General features: G+C 69.9%; 12 protein-coding genes and 1 pseudogene. 7 read left to right on the top strand and 6 right to left on the bottom strand.

The window, feature by feature from the left end; translation table 11 throughout:
- The first annotated feature begins 202 nt into the window (after positions 1 to 202).
- Entirely contained in the window at positions 203 to 3,193 is a 2,991-nt protein-coding gene (locus ACIBJC_RS33055) for a Tn3 family transposase (RefSeq protein ID WP_399298885.1), read from the top strand.
- A 171-nt stretch (positions 3,194 to 3,364) separates the two neighbouring features.
- Here the strand turns inward: ACIBJC_RS33055 and ACIBJC_RS33060 are convergent, their stop codons facing one another.
- Entirely contained in the window at positions 3,365 to 4,300 is a 936-nt protein-coding gene (locus tag ACIBJC_RS33060) for an alpha/beta fold hydrolase (protein ID WP_399298887.1), read from the bottom strand.
- 525 nt (positions 4,301 to 4,825) lie between these two features.
- On the opposite strand from ACIBJC_RS33060, the gene ACIBJC_RS33065 reads away from it, so the two are divergent.
- Entirely contained in the window at positions 4,826 to 5,398 is a 573-nt protein-coding gene (locus ACIBJC_RS33065) for a recombinase family protein (protein ID WP_399298889.1), read from the top strand.
- A 16-nt stretch (positions 5,399 to 5,414) separates the two neighbouring features.
- Here ACIBJC_RS33065 and ACIBJC_RS33070 read toward each other — a convergent pair whose 3' ends face one another.
- The 4 genes from ACIBJC_RS33070 to ACIBJC_RS33085 form a co-directional block, all read right to left on the bottom strand.
- Positions 5,415 to 5,972 (bottom strand): hypothetical protein, encoded by a 558-nt coding sequence (locus tag ACIBJC_RS33070; RefSeq protein WP_399298891.1) that lies wholly within the window; start codon positions 5,970 to 5,972, stop codon positions 5,415 to 5,417.
- Between the two features lie 124 nt (positions 5,973 to 6,096).
- Positions 6,097 to 6,879, bottom strand: coding sequence for a polysaccharide deacetylase family protein (locus tag ACIBJC_RS33075; RefSeq protein WP_399298893.1), 783 nt, complete (start codon positions 6,877 to 6,879; stop codon positions 6,097 to 6,099).
- 510 nt (positions 6,880 to 7,389) lie between these two features.
- A complete protein-coding gene (locus ACIBJC_RS33080) occupies positions 7,390 to 7,989 on the bottom strand; it encodes a hypothetical protein (protein WP_399298894.1) in 600 nt (199 codons plus the stop codon).
- A gap of 257 nt (positions 7,990 to 8,246) precedes the next feature.
- Complete coding sequence (locus tag ACIBJC_RS33085; RefSeq protein ID WP_399298896.1) at positions 8,247 to 10,562, bottom strand: esterase-like activity of phytase family protein; 2,316 nt, start codon at positions 10,560 to 10,562, stop codon at positions 8,247 to 8,249.
- A 176-nt stretch (positions 10,563 to 10,738) separates the two neighbouring features.
- Between ACIBJC_RS33085 and ACIBJC_RS33090 the strand changes: the two are divergent.
- The 3 genes and pseudogenes from ACIBJC_RS33090 to ACIBJC_RS33100 form a co-directional block, all read left to right on the top strand.
- Positions 10,739 to 10,825 (top strand): annotated as a pseudogene (locus ACIBJC_RS33090) (short-chain dehydrogenase); the annotation flags it as partial.
- A 103-nt stretch (positions 10,826 to 10,928) separates the two neighbouring features.
- The gene (locus tag ACIBJC_RS33095) at positions 10,929 to 12,176 is read left to right on the top strand and encodes an MFS transporter (protein ID WP_399298898.1); all 1,248 of its coding nucleotides are present in this window, start codon (positions 10,929 to 10,931) and stop codon (positions 12,174 to 12,176) included.
- A 207-nt stretch (positions 12,177 to 12,383) separates the two neighbouring features.
- Positions 12,384 to 13,280 (top strand): LuxR C-terminal-related transcriptional regulator, encoded by an 897-nt coding sequence (locus tag ACIBJC_RS33100; protein ID WP_399298900.1) that lies wholly within the window; start codon positions 12,384 to 12,386, stop codon positions 13,278 to 13,280.
- A 47-nt stretch (positions 13,281 to 13,327) separates the two neighbouring features.
- On the opposite strand, the gene ACIBJC_RS33105 is transcribed toward ACIBJC_RS33100, so the two are convergent.
- Positions 13,328 to 14,782: a cytochrome P450 gene (locus ACIBJC_RS33105; protein ID WP_399298902.1), complete on the bottom strand. Its 1,455-nt coding sequence runs from the start codon at positions 14,780 to 14,782 to the stop codon at positions 13,328 to 13,330.
- A gap of 269 nt (positions 14,783 to 15,051) precedes the next feature.
- On the opposite strand from ACIBJC_RS33105, the gene ACIBJC_RS33110 reads away from it, so the two are divergent.
- Entirely contained in the window at positions 15,052 to 16,107 is a 1,056-nt protein-coding gene (locus ACIBJC_RS33110; RefSeq protein ID WP_399298903.1) for a 3-oxoacyl-ACP synthase III family protein, read from the top strand.
- Positions 16,108 to 16,109: 2 nt separating this feature from the next.
- Positions 16,110 to 17,018, top strand: a complete 909-nt coding sequence (locus tag ACIBJC_RS33115) for a hypothetical protein (protein WP_399298905.1) — start codon at positions 16,110 to 16,112, stop codon at positions 17,016 to 17,018.
- Positions 17,019 to 17,021: the final 3 nt, after the last annotated feature.

The following is a 17,021-nucleotide window of genomic DNA, read 5'->3' on the forward strand; positions in this document are numbered from 1 at the left end:
AGGACCCCAAACCGTTCGCATGGACCAAGAGCGCCGACGAAATCCTCAACTCATTAGCGAAATATATCGCCAGGATTTCCGGCGCAGGACACTAGCTCAGACACCAGCCGCAAAGTAGGTCGCGGGTAGCGGACGCGCCCCGTTTCCCGGCCCTGAGCGCCGTCGTTGGGCTGATCGAGTGATCGAGGCCAAAGGGGCGGGCGTGCGACAAGAGTGGTCGCCAGAGGATCTGTTGGCGAACTGGACGCTGGTAGACGGCGGCTGGGACCTGGTGGCGAACAAGAGCGGGACGACCCGGCTCGGCTTCAGCCTGTTGCTGAAGTTCTTCGAGCTGGAAGGCCGGTTCCCCGATGTGCTGGAAGAGGTCCCGTCGCTTGCGGTGGAGTACGTCGCCGATCTGGTGAAGGTCCCGGCCACCGACTTCGCGAAGTACACGCTGGTCGGCCGGACTGCCGAGTACCACCGCAAGCAGATCCGTGAGGCACTTGGGTTCCGGCCGGCGACGCTCGCGGACGAGAAGACGCTCACCGGGTGGCTGGCTGCGGAGGTGTGCCCGGTCGAGCTGGTGGAGGCCCGGCAGCGCGACGCCCTACTGGTCGAGTACCGGGCGCGGAAGATCGAGCCGCCGGGCCGGACCCGCGTGGAGAAGATCTTGGTCGCCGCCCGGGGCCGGTGGGAGTCGGCATTCTGCGCCCGCGTCATCGGGCGCCTGGGCGAGGCGGGCACGGACCGGCTGCTGTCTCTGGTGGCCGAGGACAACGAGACGGGCACCGCCCTGCTGGCTGCGCTCAAGCGCGACCCGGGCGCGGTTGGCCTGGATTCCCTGCTCACCGAGATCACCAAGCTCAACGAGGTCCGCAGGCTGGGCTTGCCCGAGGGGCTGTTCACGGACTGCTCGGAGAAGCTGGTGGCCGCGTGGCGGGCGCGGGCGATCAAGATGTACCCCTCGGACTTTCGCGACACGAGCGCGGACGTGCGGATCACGCTGCTCGCGGCACTGTGCTGGTCGAGGCAGGCGGAGATCACCGATGCCCTGGTCGAGCTGCTGGTAGCCCTGGTCCACAAGATCAACGCTCGTGCCGAGCGGCGGGTGGAGAAGCAGCTGACGGCCGAGCTGAAGAAGGTCCGTGGCAAGGAGGGCATCCTCTTCAAACTGGCGACGGCCGCCGTGGACAAGCCCGACGAGGTCGTACGCCGGGCCTTGTTTCCGGTGGTGGGTGAGAAGACGCTGCGGGAGCTGGTGGCCGAGGCGAAGGCGAACGAGAAGGTGTTCAAGGCCAAGGTCCGCACCACCCTGCGCTCCTCGTACAGCTCGTACTACCGGCAGATGCTGCCGCCGCTGCTGAACACGCTGGGCTTCCGGTGCGACAACACCGCCTACCGGCCGGTGATGGACGCGATGAAGCTGCTGAAGAAGTACGCCGACGTCGACGGCAAGACCCGCTTCTACGACGCCGCGGACGTCGTGCCGATGGACGGCGTGGTGCGTAAGGACTGGCGCGAGGCGGTCGTCGACGACAAGGGCAGGGTCGAGCGCATCCCGTACGAGCTGTGCGTGCTGGTGGCGCTGCGGGACGCGGTGCGCCGCCGCGAGATCTACGTCGAGGGCGCAGCCCGCTGGTGCAATCCGGAGGACGACCTGCCCGGCGACTTCGAGGCCACCCGTACCGTGCACTACGCCGCGATCCGCCAGCCGCTGAACCCGCGGGCGTTCAACGCGGACCTGAAGAAGCGCATGACCGCGGCCCTGGACCGGCTCTCGGCGTCGCTCGCGGACGGTTCGGCGGGCGGGGTGAAGGTCACGACCCGCAAGGGCGAACCGTGGATCACGGTGCCGAGGCTGGAGCCGCTGGCCGGGCCCACCGGCCTCCAGGCGCTCAAGGACGAGGTCGTACGCCGCTGGGGTGTCCTAGACCTGTTGGACGTGCTGAAGAACTCCGACTTCCTCACCGGTTTCACCGAGGAGTTCTCCTCGGTGGCAGCGTACGAGCGCATCGACCGTGACGTCCTCCAGCGCCGCCTGCTACTGGCCCTCTTCGCGCTGGGCACGAACATGGGCATCCGCGCGATCGTGGCCACCGGCGAGCACGGCGAAAGCGAAGCGGCCCTGCGGCACGTGCGCCGGCACTTCATCACCGTCGACAACCTCCGCGCCGCGGTCACCAGGCTGGTGAACGGCACGTTCGCCGCCCGCGATGCCGCCTGGTGGGGACGGGGCACCGCGTGCGCATCGGACTCGAAGAAGTTCGGGTCCTGGTCCAGCAACTTCATGACCGAGTACCACGCCCGCTACGGCGGCAATGGCGTGATGATCTACTGGCACGTCGAGCGGAAGAACGTCTGCATCTACTCCCAGCTCAAGTCCTGTTCGTCGTCCGAAGTCGCGGCGATGATCGAGGGGTTGCTGCGGCACTGCACGGACGCCGAGATCGAGTCCCAGTACGTCGACACCCACGGCGCGAGCGTGGTCGGGTTCGCCCTCACTGAACTACTCAACTTCCGCCTGCTGCCCCGGCTGAAGAACATCGGCAGCATCCGCCTGTACCGCCCGGACGACGCCCCGCCCGGCTGGCCCGCGCTCGGCACCTCACTGACACGGCCGATCCGCTGGGAGCTGATCGAGCAGCAGTACGACCAGATGGTCAAGTACGCGACCGCGCTCCGACTCGGCACTGCCGAGGCCGAGCAGGTTTTGCGGCGCTTCACCCGCGGCGGCCCCAAGCACCCCACCTACGCCGCGCTCGAAGAACTCGGCCGCGCGGTCCGCACGGTCTTCGCGTGCGACTACCTGGCCGGCCCCGGCCTGCGCCGGGAGATCCACGGCGGCCTCCAGGTCGTGGAGAACTGGAACTCGGCGAACACCGTGCTGCACTACGGCAAGGACGGAGCCCTGACCGGCCCGGACAAGGAGCACGCCGAGACCTCGATGCTCGCCCTGCACCTGCTCCAGTCCGCGCTCGTGCATGTCAACACCTTGCTGGTGCAGCAGGTCCTGGCCGAACCAGCCTGGGCATCGAGGCTGAGTGATGAGGACCGGCGTGGGCTGACCGCGCTGTTCTGGTCCAACGTCAACCCGTACGGGACCTTCCGCCTGGACATGGACAAGCGGCTCGACCTGTTGTCGGCCGCCACCGTGCCCCGACCCCGCACCCCGGCGGACACCGCCGCCCGAGCAACCACGGAGACACGATGACCGAGACCCACGACTTCCAGGACCTCACCGAAACCTGCTCGGCCGCCGCAGCCTCACCGCCGGCGCACTGTGCCCGCTGGTTGGACGGCGTACTGCCGTCCAACCAGCCACTTACTTGCTTGGTACCGGGCGGTCCGCACCTGGTCTGCAAGACCGCCGGCGTCCTTGGGGTCAGTGCTGTGCGGCGAACCTGTCTTCGATCGCCTTGAGTACGAGGTCGGGGCGTTCCGTCGGCACCTCGTGGGAGGTGCCCTTGGCGGTGACGAGCGTCCGGTTGGGCGCTTCCTTGACGAATGAGGCGGCCGCATCACGCCAGTGCTGGGCGTCCGGGGGAGAGCCTGCGAACGGGGTCTTCTCCGAGACCATGACCGTTGCGGGCACTGAGGTGGGCCACACCACCTTGTGGAAGGCCTGGTGCGCTTCGGCGAAGCCCTCCGCGGTGGAGATGAGCTGGCGGTTGGCCGGCTTCTCGGGGTCCTTCTTCGCTGCGTCGACGTCCGGCTGGGTCGCGGCGACGAGGCGGGGGATTTCCTCGTCGGTGAAGAACTGAGGGAGGTTGGCGTCGACCAGGACCGCGCCGGAGAGCATCTCCGGATCGTCCTGGGCGAGGTTGTTCGCGATCTCGCCGGCCTGGGAGTGGGCCACCAGGGTGACGTCCTTGGTGATGCCCAACTGCTTGAGGCCCGCCTTGAGGTCACTGACGGCGCTCTGGACCTTCCACGCGCCGGGCACCACGTCGCTCTTGCCGAGGCCGGCCCGGTCGTAGGTGATGACGGTGGCGCCGGTGGCCGCGTGAACCTTGGGGGCGATGTCCTTCCACTGCGAGGAGTCCTCGCCGCCGCCCGAGTCCAGGACGATGGTGGAACCGCTGCCTTGTATGGCGTAGAAGGCCAGGCGGTGACCGTCGTTGTCGACCATGTGCAGCTTCGCCTCGGCCGCATTGCCGGTCCCCGCAGAGGCGGACGGGATGGCGGACGTAGAGGCCGAGGAGCTGGACGAGGAGTCGTTGCTGCTGCACGCCGTGGCGGCGCCGGCAGCCAGGGTCAGCACGGCGAGAGACGACAGCACGCGGTACATGGACCGGTGCCTGCGGGGGGTGCGGGACATGAGTGATCCTTCGAGAGCAGAGGGTGCGCCGTGTCTGCCCAATCATTCGAGATCCCGGCAGCTCGCACGATCCGGCTGACATGTCTATTGGTGGTGGTGCTGGGACCAGCGAGTGCGGTGGGGTTATCCCCTGCGAGCGGCCGCTGAGACTGTGGATCATGTGGGCCTGCTGGTCACGGGGCTCACGCGCGCGCTTTCACGAGGCTGGGCAGGTGGACGGCTCTCCTGGCAGTGACCGAGGGCGGCGGCACCGTTATACGCGACCCACCGCAACCTCAAGTTCGGCTGCGGCGCGGCCTCCCTCGGCACCGGAAGCAGGTCGGCGCGCGTCTTACTGATGAAACGCTCACGGCGATGCCCGCCCCGATGAACAGGGGGCGTTCATCAATCGACCGTTTACCGAACACCCGCCCCCGGCACCGCCGAACACCCGAACTCCCACCCCCGGCGTTCATTTTCCCGTTCATCAACTGCTAGCGTTCAGATCACTACCTGAAGACGTTTGATGAACAGAGAGGGTGCCCCGTGGCGCTCATCGGACTGGTCCGCGTCAGCACCGACAAGCAGAAGACCCTGCGCCAGCACGACGCCCTCGGTGCGATCTGCCTCAAGGTCTTCGAGGAGAAGATCAGCGGCAAGCTCGCCGTCGACGACCGGCCCGGCCTGACCGCCGCCCTCGACTACCTCCGCGACGGCGACATGCTCACCGTCCAGGAAGTCGACCGCCTCGGTCGCAACCTCCTCGAAGGGCTGATCGTCCTCAACGACCTCTTCCAGCGCGGCATCGCGGTCAAGGTGCTGGACGGCATCGCAACCGGCGAGCACACCGAACGCTCACTCATCCTCGACCTGGCCCTCGCCCTTGCCGAAGACCGGCGCCGCGACATCGTGAAGAAGACGAAGAATGGCCTGGAATCCGCCCGCGCACGCGGTCGCGTCGGAGGCCGGCGCCCCGTCGTGGACGACGACAAGCGGCGCGTGATCCTCGCCCGCCGAGCCGAAGGCCAGTCAATCCGCGAGATCGCCGTCGCCGTCAAAGTGTCGGTCGGCGTCGTACACAAGACCCTCAACCTAGCAGCGGCACCCGGCGACAGCTGACCCCAGAGGCGGATCGCTACTTTGCGGCTGGTGTCTGAGCTAGGACACCGGGGCCGTTGAGCCAGCACACCTGCCCGAGGCCGCCGTCGCCGGTGTCGAACAGGCAGCACACGCCGCCGCTGTCCGCGGTGAGGTCGGTGAACACCTTCCTGACGTTGGCCGACCGCGCGAACAAGCGGCTCATCCCCGACGTCGCCGCCCAGCACTCCACCGACGCGTAACCAGGGTGCGGGGAGGACTCGAACCGGATCGTCGCGTAGATGTACCCGATCCCCATGCGCCCGTCCGCCTCGGGGGCGGGGCCACCCGCCTCCGTCTCCGCGTACGCGCGCAGTGCGTCATCGACGTCGAACATGAGGGACATGTCGAGCTCAAGCGCGCTGCCTGTGGAGCAGTCGACCGGCTCGCTCGTGAACTGGGACGTGAACGGGAGGACGACCCGGTCACCGCCGGGCAGGGTGACCTCAAGCGGCGGCACGCGAGGGGCCGGTGGCGCCAGTTCGGCCAGACTGGCCAGCGCCGTGGCGACGTTCCGGGGAGGCAGGTAGATGTCGTAGCCGTAGGTCAGCCCCATTTTTTTCCCCTGTGCCGAGTCGATCCGCACCTTCTCACGACCCGCCCCTGGGGCGCCTGCCGGTTTTTTGGGGGCCGCTTTCTTTGGGGTGCGGGGCTTCCTTGCCGGTGCGGGCGAGCCTCACTCAGCGCACGGGGAAACCGAAGGAGTACTCCTGCTCCCTCAGCCAGGGCAGCACCTCGCGCAGGGCGGTCATGGTCTGGGAGCGGTCCCCTCCCGCGTCGTGGAAGAGGACGGTCGGCCCGTCGGCGATCTCTTTCTTCACGGTGGCGACCATGACGTCAGCGCCGGGACGCTCGAAGTCCCTGGAGTCGACGTTCCAGCCCAGCGGGCGCATTCCCCGGGACGCGGCGAGCTGTCGGCTGTACGGGGTGAAGGCGCCGCCCGGAGCCCGGTAGTACTCGGGCCGGACGCCGCCGGACGCCTTGGTGATCATGCGTTCGGCGTCCAGGATCTCCTGGGACTGGTAGGCCTCGGACTTCTGGTCCATGGCGGTGTCGTGAGAGACCGTGTGGTTGCACAGCCGGTGCCCGGCCGCCACGACCGCCTTCACCAGGTCCGGGTACGTCTGGGCCTGCGTGCCCACCATGCAGAACGTGGCCTTCACATCGCTGTCTTTCAGCAGTTGCAGCACCTGCGGCGTCCAGATCGGGTCCGGTCCGTCGTCGATGGTGATGTTGACTCCCCGGGCGCCGGCCTCCGAGGCGTGCGCGATCTCCGCCGACACCTTGGTCACCGCCTGGCCCTCGTGGCCGGAGCCCGGCGCCGAGATGGGAGCTTTCGGCTGCCGCCCTCCGGCGGGGTCGGCCTGCGCGGTCCACACCGACGTGGCAGCGGCCAGCGCCGTCACCCCGAGCGCCGCCGCGAGGAGCCGGCTGTGCCATCCCCTTCCCTTGTGCCTCGCCATGTCCGCCCGCCCCTTTGTCGTCTCCGCCGATGCCCTGCGTCCATGAAGAGGCATGAACGCCCGTGAGGGATCCCTCTGTTACCGATCACGGACGAATCCGCAGGGGACCGGCGACAAACGGAGGACTTCCGCGACGGAGCGGGCGCGCCGGCCGCAGGGGCACCGGCCACCGCGGGGCCCGTCTCCTGGGCTCCTGGTCTGCTCGCGGCGACCCCGGCGGCGTGCCTCGCGGCCCGGGGCGTTTCCCGTTCGCCGGCTTCAGCGGGTTTCCGTGCCGCTCCGGAGCTATTCCGCGCCACGCCGCTCGAATGCCGCTCTTCCCGAATGGCGATCTCCTCGAATGGCGATCTTCTCGAATGGCGCGAGGCATTTCCTGCGGACCGGGTCGTACGAAACGCCCGGCTGGGAGATCCCAGCCGGGCGTCCGGCAAATCCGCTGACAAACGGCCGCTGACAAACAGTCGCCGACCATCAGGTTGTTACGGCCCCTGAATTCCCTGTCGGGAGGGGCTAGATCGTCGGTGTTTCGTCGACGATCTCCTTGTGCGGTTCGACAATGAACTTCCAGCCCTCGCTGGGCTCCATGAAGCGCACGCGCGTCGGATAGATGTCCAAGGCGCGGCGGTCACGGTTCTGGCTGTTCGTGTTCTTCCGCCCCCGGGCCGGCTCCTCGAACAGGTCCACCTTGACGTCCGGCACCGCGACGGATTCCTCGCTCCAGCGCTGAACGATCCCCGCACCGAACGCGTCCCGCGCGGCGGCGTAGAGCGACTCCAGGGAGTCCTTGTTCCCGTTGGGCACGAAGAGTGCGAGGTTCAGGAGGACGCCGGCGCTCTGGAGAACCTCGATCTCCTCCCCCGTCTTGTCGGCGATCCAGATCCCGCGCCCTTCGGCGTCGTCCGGGAGGACATGGATGTCCTCACCGAAGATCGTCCTTGCCGCGAAGGAGCCTCCCTCGAAATTCTTACCCGGCTCCGTGAGGAAAGCCGGCGCGTAGCAGTCGAGAGAAAGGCCATCCGTCTCCGCCGAGACGAAGATTCCGTCCTGGAGGCCCAACTCTGAAACCTCTGCGGCCGTAAGACGTCGAGCCGTGACCTTCTCGGTATTCACGCCATTCCCCTTTTTTCGTGGCGTCCTGTGAATTCATCAAGACTCTACCACGAAAGTGACCGGGCAGTTCAACAGTTCCCTTTACGGCATTCCCCTGCGGCCACAATAGCGCCGGTCGACCTCCGGGGAATTTCTTCCGGTGGCGCGGCAGGTGAATCCTGGCGCATTCTCCTCGTCCACTCCATGGAAAAGCCCCGGGCCGGCCGGCCCGGGGCTTTGTCGTCGTCCGAGGCGGCGCCGGTGGGCGCCGCTGTGGGTCAGTGTCGTCCGAAGATCTTCCTGCTGGAGCCGAGGTGGAGGAAGGCGGTCTCCCCGGTGGAGTCGTCCAGGCCGTCGTTGTCGGTCACGGCGTAGACCTCGCCGTCGCCGGCCACGGTCAGGCCCTCCAGCTTCTCCTGGGTCCAGCCGTTCGTCGCGCGCAGGTCGGGCAGCGCGTCGTGGGCGAGCCTCTTCGACAGGACGGGCAACTGGCCGGACGGCGCGGCGTGCTGGGGCAGGTCGACCGCGTACACCCGCTTGATCCTGGCGGACGGGCCGTTCAGCTTGTCCCGTTCGATGACGGCGAGTTGGTCGCCGACCGCGGTGATCTCGGAGAGGCCGATCCAGTCGCCCGGTGCGGTGGTGGTGCCGGTCCGGTAGCCGTACCAGCTCCAGGTGCCGGCCGTGACGTCGTACCGGCCGAGTCGGACGAGGCCGGCCGGGTCGGTCCTGACCTCGCGTTGCAGCGTGGCCCAGACCACCTCGCGGCCCCCGCGGTCGGTTGTCGCGGTGACGCCCTCGAAGCCCTGTCCGCCGAGGCCCGCGGCGATGTCCGCCGGCAGGGGAACGGTCTGCCGGGTCTTTCCGGTGCTGTCGAGACGGACCAGCTTGTTGCCCGCGCCGGTGGCGCCCTCCACCGCGAGCCAGAAGCCGCCCCGCGGCCGGGCGTGGATGCCCTCCGCGTCGTAGCCGACCGGCCGTCCGTCAGCCCCCTTGACGGTCAACGACCGGGTGATGACCGCCGGTTCACGCGAGGCGTCGATGGTCAGGATCCTGGTGTCGGAGTACGCCGCGTCGGTGACGCTGTAGAGCTGGTGCGACCTGCCGGGTACGGCGGAGAGCGCGCCCAGCGCGCCCCAGCCGATCGGGGCGCCGGTGGCACCCGCGGCGGAGACGATGCCCGGGAACGCGGGGGCCCGCCCGCCCAGGCGGAAGAGGTTCACCGAGGACCGTACGCCGGCCGCGGCGTCGTCCTCCTCGCTGGAGACCGCGAGCAGGTCGCGTGACGGGATCGGCAGCAGCCCCTCGGGGCCGTTGGTGGTGGGCAGCACCTGGCGGAAGACCGGGGCGGTCGGCCGGCTCAGGTCGTAGACGGCGACGAAGTTGCTCCGCTCCGAGCCGACGAAGGCGTACCGCACGCCCCGGTACTCGGCGATCGCCAGGCCCTCCGGCTCGGTGCCCTTCTTCCCGGCCCTGGCCTCGTTGTGCAGTCCGTGGCGCGCGGCGATCCGCTCGAAGCTGTTGCCCGCGTCCCAGGCGACCCTGCCGGTCCGACTGTCGAAGACGGACCAGCCCCGGGAACCGCCGCGCCAGTCACCCTCGTTGGCGGTCGCCAGGTAGCGGTCGTCGACCCAGCCGACCGCGTCGGGCTCGCGCGGCACATCGGTGATCGAGCCGGTCGGGTCGATCACGCCGTCATCGACCGTGTCGATGCCCTTGACCGAGGCCGTACCGGCGCTGAAGGCCTTGGTGATCCTGCCCGTCGGCAGGTCCAGCAGGGCGACGCCGTTGTTCTCCTGCAAGGTCACCGCGAGCTGGTTGCGGCTGTTGATGGAGACGTACTCCGGCTCCGGGTCGGTCGGTTCGGTGATCCCGGCGTCGACCAGGGCGGGCAGGGCGCCGCCGTCCGGCCGCGTGAGCGGCACGGCCCGGGTACGCCACTGCTTCGGCGTAGCGCCCTTGAGGTCGACGATCTGTACGAAGCCGGCCGGAGGCTGGGGCAGGTCGCCCTTCTCGCGCCCGGCCGGGGTCGCCTCCTCGTCGCGCTCGTTCTCGATCGCGACGGCGGCGTACCGCTTGTCCTCGCTGATCGCGATGGAGTCGGGCTGGCCGCCGAGGTCGTAGCTGGCCACCCGACTGCGGTCGCGCAGCGAGATGACGTCGAGCCGCCCGGACGGGTCGGCGTACCCGGCGCTGGTGTTCACCACCACCAGGACGTACGGGCCGACCACGGCCACCGAGGTCGGCTCGTCCTCGGCGTCGCCGAGTTCGGCCAGCGACAGCGTCCCGAGCCCTCGCGGGTTCTCGGGGTCGCCGATGTCGAGGAAGCCGATCCGCCGGGCCGGCGCGTCGGTGTGGACCAGGGTCCGGCCGTCCTCGCTGGTCGCCGAGATCTCGGCGACGGTCGGGGAGGCCGGGTCCTCGCCGGCCGGCCGGTTCCGGAAGGCCGGGTACGTGGCGGTCCGGTCGAAGGCGACCGGCCGCCGCGACTCCGCGTCCGCGCTCGCCGTACCCGTACCGGCCAGCGCGCCGGCGGCGACGGGTACGGCCACGGCCAGGGCCGCGAGGGCGGCGTAGGTTCTCTTCGGGAGCATCGTTTCTCCGTTGCACAAAAGGGACGGAGCCAGATGATCGCGCCTACGGGCGAGCGTGAAACGGCGTCGGGATGAACAGCCGGCGAAAGTCACCGGGGGCGGGCCGAGACGCTTCCGGGGCGTGGCGGTCGTTTATCGGCCGGTCGTTCACGGCAGCGGTCTCCGCGCTGACCAGGGCCGCCGCGGTGCTCTGCCTGGCCTCGCCCTCGGCCGGCGCGGTGGTCGGCACCGACCTGGTCACCGACAGCGGGTCCTCGGCCTGACGGTTCGTGGCGCTCAGCCCTCCGGTCGGGCAGACCTCCCCATCGATCAGGTGATATCGATGGTCGGCGCGGGGTCGTCCGGTCGGGGGGAGTGGTGTCGGGTATGACAGGCAGACGGGCGCTGGGGCGGCCGTTCGGATGGTTGTGGGCCTCGTACGCCGTCAGCGCGTACGGCACCTCGCTCGGGTTCGGCGCGTTTCCCCTGATGGCGGTCCTCGTGCTGGACTCCGGGCCGGCGCAGGTGGCGGCGCTGGCCGCGGTGGGGCGGGCGGTGGGCGCCCTGGTGGCGGTGCCGCTCGGTCCCTGGGTGGAGTTCCGCCGTAAGCGGCCGGTCATGGTGGCGATGGACCTGACCCGGTTCGCGGCGCTGCTGAGCGTCCCCGCCGCGTACGCGCTGGGCCGGCTCGGCTTCGCCCAGCTCCTCGTCGTCTCCGTGGTCGTCGCCGCGGCCGACATCGCCTTCCGGGCGGCGAGTGGCGCGTATCTGAAGGCGCTCGTGCCGCCGGAGGACCTGCTCGTCGCGAACAGCCGGTTCGAGTCCACGACATGGACCGCGACCATGGTCGGCCCACCGGTCGGCGGCGCCGCGATCGGGCTGTTCGGCCCGGTGACGACGCTGGTCGCCGACGCGGTCAGCTATCTGCTCTCGGCGCTGGGCATCCGCGCCATCGGCGGGACGGAGCCGCGCCCCGAGGGGACCGGTGCGCCGCGGCTGCGGGCGGGCGATCTGGCCGAGGGGTGGCGCCGTATCCTCGCCCACCCCGTGCTGCGCCCGCTGTTCTTCAACTCGATCGTGGTCAACGGCCTGATCATGGTGTCCTCGCCGCTGCTCGCCGTGCTCCTGCTGCGCGATCTCGGGTTCGCGCCCTGGCAGTACGGTCTCGTGTTCGCGGTCCCGTGCGTCGGCGGCCTCATCGGCTCCCGCGTCGCGCACCGCCTCGTGGCGCGGTTCGGGCAGCACCGGGTGATGCTCGTCTCCGGGGCGCTGCGCGCGTGTTGGCCCATCGGGCTGGCCTTCGTCCAGCCGGGGGTTCCCGGGATCGTCCTCATCATCGCCGTCCAACTCGGCCTGGTGACCTGCTGCGGTGTGTTCAACCCGGTGCTGGCCACCTACCGGCTCGACCACACCGACCCCGGCCGGGTCGCCCGTACCCTGACCGCCTGGTCGGTCGGCAGCAGCGCCGCCATCGCGGCCCTGACCGCCCTGTGGGGGCTGCTGGCCGCCGTCACCGGCCCGCGTACCGCGATCGCCGCCGCCGGGGTCCTCCTTCTGGCCACCCCGTTGCTGCTCCCGCGCCGCGAGAACGCGCCCCCGGGCACGAAGGAAGAAGAGGCCGCGACACTCGCCTGATCCGTCGGCAAGCTCACAGCCCCCCGCGCAAGATCGGGGATAGACTCCACTTCATCCGAAGTTCCACATAAAAATACGCTCTCCTGTCGGCGGCGAATTTACCTGCACGGCGTACACGGAACGATAACCAGGACGTAACTCCCCGGGAACGTACCGCGCCTTGCAGTTGCAGTCGAATCGCGACCTACGAGGGAAATTTCCATCGCCATGATCAAGGGACAATTCGCTCCTTCCATATTGGCCACAACAGCCATTCGGCGAGGAGATCTGCTGGCTGCGGCCCGGCATGTCGAAACCGTCCATGACGCGATCCCGGATTCCGTCTCGCCCGATGACCTGGCACGTTACGACTGGCTGATACTCCAGTTCGCGGCTGCTTCCATAGGGGCCCGGCGCGCCGTTGAGCAGTTTATCGCGGAGCAGCCGGAAAGGCTTTCGGACGGGGTCATGCTCTCGTTGGAGCCGGAGGCCGCACCCTGGCTGGTCCGGGTTCTGCTGCACGCGGGCGACCGGGCCGCCGCGGAGTCGATCGTGCGGGCGGCCGGCCCCGAGACGCGCCCCGGTTCCCTGCACGCGCGCAGCCTGCTGGACCGGGACACCGCGGGTCTCCGTCAGGTCGTCGAACGCTACCGGGACCCGTGGGCCCGCGCGTCGGCCGTCGAGGATCTGGGGATGCTGCTCATGGCGGCCCCGGAGCGGCCGTACGTGGAATCGGAATTCCGGCTTCGCCAGGCGGCCGAGATGTACCGGAAGATCGGTTCCGTCCGCGACGAGGAGCGGGTCCTGCGGCGACTACGGAAGTTATCCGACCGGATCGCCGGGCTCCAGGCCCCCGACTTACCCGCCACCGGCATTTCGTCCGCCCGCTCCGCCCCGAACTCCTCCTGGTCCCGTATGACCAAGTCGGAACGGGCCGTCGCGAATCTGGCGCGGATCGGGCTGAGCAACCATCAGATAGCGGGCCGACTCTCCATTTCGCCCCATACCGTCGATTTTCATCTGCGCCGGATCTTCCAGAAGCTGGGAGTCCGCTCGCGTGTCCAACTGGCGAATAAACTCAGCTCGCCCGCGAACCGGACGCCGAACGCCGAAGGGGCCTGCTGAAACCGGACGCCGGGACGGTACGGCCATTCATCCGGCCGCCTTCCGCTTCACGGGGCCGGGGCGGAGGTACGCGGGGTGAGGCGGCACCGGATCGGGCCGTTCTCCTTGAGCGTCACCGTGTCGCCGAGCGGGATCCCGGCCCCCACGGGCGCCAGTTCGTACCGCTGGAGCAGTACGGCGAGGCAGAGGACCGACTCCAGCATCGAGAAGTGCTGCCCGATACAGGCCCGGTTGCCGCCGCCGAACGGGAACCAGGTGTAGCGCGGGCGGCTCGCCTCGCCCTCCGGTGTGAAGCGCTCGGGGTCGAAGCGCTCCGGGTCCTGCCAGTACGCGGGGTGGTAGTGGGTCACCGCGCCGCAGACCATCACATCGGACCCGGCCGGGATGCGGTGGCCGTCGACGACCGTGTCGGCCACGGCCCGGCGGGAGATGAAGGGGACCGGTGACTGGACGCGCATGGCCTCCTTGAGCACCCTCGTGAGGTAGCCCAGCGCGTCCAGGTCGGCGGCTCCCGGCCGGCGCCCGCCGAGCACCTGGTCGACCTCCTCGCGGGCGCGCGCCTGGACCTCGGGGTGCCGGGCGAGCAGGTACAGGGCCATGGCCAGCCCGGTCGAGGTGGTCTCGTGGCCGGCGACCAGGAAGATCAGGATCTGGTCGCGGAGTTCCTCGAAGCCGAGCGCGTCGCCGTTCTCGCCGGAGGCGCCGGTGAGCAGCCCCAGCAGGTCGTCGCCCGCCGTGCCGTCGGCGGACGCACCGCCGTCGGCGCTCCGGGCCGCTGCCCCGGACCCGGCGCCCGCCTCCGCCCCGCCCGTCCGGCGCTCCGCGATGATCTGGTCGCAGAGTTCGTACAGCCCGCGCTGAGCGGCGGCGGCCCGGCGGTTGCGCGGCGTGGGCCAGTGGCGGGGAAGCGTGAGCGGGGTGTTGCCGCGCTCCAGTGTGTAGTCCAGGAGTACGGGCAGGCAGCGGCTCATCACCGGGACGGCCGCGTCGGCGTCGGCGCCGAACAGGACGCGGCACAGGGTGCGGAGCGCGAAGGCCGGCATCTCCTCGGCGAGGTCCACGGTGCCCTCGGGAGCGTCCCGCCACCGCTCGGCCAGCGACTCCGCCTGCGTGCAGGCGGCGTCGGCGTAGCCGTCGACCCGGCGCCGGGTGAACAGCGGCTGGATCAGGCGGCGTTGGCGCCGGTACTCGTCCTCCTGGCTGGTGAGCAGGCCGTTGCCGAAGGAGTGCCGGATCTCCTCGTACATGACGTTGTCCTTGCGGAAGTTCGCCGCCTGGGTGGCCAGCACCTCCCGGGCGCCCTCGGCGGAGAAGACCAGGTAGAGCTTGAGCCGCAGGCCGGGCAGCCCCGCGGAGAGGCGGACGACGTCGCCGTACTCGCGCTGGGCACGCCGGAACGTACTCAGCGGGCTCCTGCGCAACTCCATCAGGGATCTGACCAGTTGGGGGCCGGTCGGTCCCGGGACACGCGGGTCGGCCGTCGTACTCGTACCCGTCCCCATCGCTTTCCCGTCCCTTCCGTGGTCGCCCCGGAGCCCTCTCCAGGGTCGATGTCGAGACTGGCAGACCCGTCTTCCGACCGGCACTACGTGGATACGTAGTGCCGGTCCTACGTGTCCACGTAGTGACCTCGAAGGACGGGTTGCGCAAAGAATGTGGCCCAACGCCGCCGGGGGCCGCGGCCGTTCGCCGAAACCAGGGCGGGCGTAGGACCGTCTCGTCCCGCGCGGCTGATACCCGCGCGGGACCCGGATCGAGAAAGAAGGACGGGATGGCGACGACGACACGTGCCAGCCGCTTCGAAGCACTGGGGACCTATCTGCCCGCCGCGGTGCAGCCGACATCCGAGCTGGTCGCCGGGGTAGCCGGGGCGCCCAAGCTGCCCCTGGAGCGCATCACCGGGGTCGCGGCGCGCCGGGTCGCCGACGTGGAGGCCGGCGAGGACTCCTTCGGCCTGGCCCTGAACGCGGCCAAGGACGCGCTGCGCACCTCCCGCTACGAGGCCGCCGAGCTGGACGTGGTGATCTCCACCTCGATCAGCCGCAGCAGGGACGGCGACACGTACCACTTCGAGCCGTCGTTCGCGCGCATGCTCATCGAGGAGCTGGGCGCCCACCAGGCGATCCACTTCGACCTGTCCAACGCCTGCGCGGGGATGATCACCGGCGTGCACATCCTGGACCGGATGATCCGGGAGGGCATCGTCCGTAACGGCCTGGTGGTCAGTGGTGAGCGCATCACCCCGATCGCGCGGACCGCCGCGGCGGAGATGGACACCTCCCGCGACCCGCAGTTCGCCTCCCTCACGGTGGGGGACTCCGGCGCCGCGGTGATCCTCGACGAGTCCGAGGACGAGGCCGACCGGATCCACCACGTCGAGCTGATGACCGCCGCCGAGTACTCCCACCTGTGCCTGGCCATGCCGAGCGACCGCACCGGCGGCCTCGCCATGTACACGGACTCCAAGACCCAGCAGGCGGAGGGCCGGCGCAGGATCTGGTCCAGCTTCTACAGCGACTTCCTCGCCAAGGAGGGCACCGACCTCGCGGCCGAGAGGTTCGACTACGTGATCCACCACCAGGTCTCCACCCGGTTCATCGAATTCATGCAGGAGCACGGGGAGTCGGCGTTCGGCACCGCGATGCCCGAGACGCTGACCACGACGGAGTACCTCGGCAACACCGCCAGCACCTCGCACTTCGTGACGCTCGGCCAGCACCTGCGGGACGGCACCGCCCGCCGGGGCGCCAAGTTCCTTCTGGTGCCCGCCGCTTCGGGCGTGGTCGTGGGTGGCCTGTCCGTGACGATCACCAATCTGGGAGTCTGACCGTGGGTACGATCATCAGGGCCGCCTCCGCCACCGCGCCGCAGGCCGTCCACACCTCCGACATACGGCTCGCCGCCGAGGCCGCCCAGGACTGCCTGGCGCAGGCCGGGCTGGCGCCGCAGGCGGTGGGCGTTCTGGTGAACGTCGGTGTCTACCGGGAGAACAACGCCATCGAACCCGCCATGGCGGCGCTGGTGCAGAAAGAGGTGGGCATCAGCCTCGACTACACCCTCGACCGGGCGCCCGGACTCTCCTTCGACCTGATGAACGGCGCCTGCGGCGTCCTCAACGCCGTCCAGGTCGCCCAGGCCCTGCTGGGCAGCGGCTCCACCGAGCGGGTCCTGGTCACCGCCGCCGACGTGCACCCCGGCGGCAACGCCCGGCTGGACCCCGACTACCCGTACGCCGACCTCGGCGCGGCCCTGCTGCTGGAGCGCTGCGCCGACGGTGGGAGCGGCTTCGGCCCGGTACGCGCGTACAGCGCCCGGGGCGCCGTGCGGCCGACGGGCTATGTGAGCCTGGCCGGCGCGACGGGCCAGGAGCGGGGACAGATCACCGTACGACACGAAGACGGTTGGGCCGAGCGGCTGTTGGACCTCGCCGCCGACAGCGTCGCGGGGTACGTCCAGGAGGAGGGTCTGGCACCGGACCGTACGCTCCTGGTCTGCAACCGGCCCGCGCCCGGCTTCCCCGAGGATCTGGCCCGGCGCCTGGGCCTGGACGCGGCGGCCGTCGTCGCCCCCGACGTACCGGACGCGGCGGGCGGCGAGCCGCACACCGCCGCCCCGGTGCTCAGCTACCTCCAGGCGGTACGGGACGGACTCCCCGACGGATTCGAGGAGTTGCTCTTCGTGGCCGCCGGCGCGGGACCGACCGTCACCTGCGTGCGCTACCGGCCCCAGGACCGGTGACGC

This window comes from Streptomyces sp. NPDC050509, assembly GCF_044457965.1.
In the GTDB taxonomy this organism is placed as follows: domain Bacteria; phylum Actinomycetota; class Actinomycetes; order Streptomycetales; family Streptomycetaceae; genus Streptomyces.

What these genes read in the sequence shown, in the direction of transcription:
- ACIBJC_RS33085 (WP_399298896.1), bottom strand. Translation starts at nt 10,562, where the DNA reads ATGCTCCCGAAGAGAACCTACGCCGCCCTCGCGGCCCTGGCCGTGGCC.
- ACIBJC_RS33060 (WP_399298887.1), bottom strand. Translation starts at nt 4,300, where the DNA reads ATGTCCCGCACCCCCCGCAGGCACCGGTCCATGTACCGCGTGCTGTCG.
- ACIBJC_RS33110 (WP_399298903.1), top strand. Translation starts at nt 15,052, where the DNA reads ATGGCGACGACGACACGTGCCAGCCGCTTCGAAGCACTGGGGACCTAT.
- ACIBJC_RS33100 (WP_399298900.1), top strand. Translation starts at nt 12,384, where the DNA reads ATGATCAAGGGACAATTCGCTCCTTCCATATTGGCCACAACAGCCATT.
- ACIBJC_RS33075 (WP_399298893.1), bottom strand. Translation starts at nt 6,879, where the DNA reads ATGGCGAGGCACAAGGGAAGGGGATGGCACAGCCGGCTCCTCGCGGCG.
- ACIBJC_RS33105 (WP_399298902.1), bottom strand. Translation starts at nt 14,782, where the DNA reads ATGGGGACGGGTACGAGTACGACGGCCGACCCGCGTGTCCCGGGACCG.
- ACIBJC_RS33070 (WP_399298891.1), bottom strand. Translation starts at nt 5,972, where the DNA reads ATGGGGCTGACCTACGGCTACGACATCTACCTGCCTCCCCGGAACGTC.
- ACIBJC_RS33095 (WP_399298898.1), top strand. Translation starts at nt 10,929, where the DNA reads ATGACAGGCAGACGGGCGCTGGGGCGGCCGTTCGGATGGTTGTGGGCC.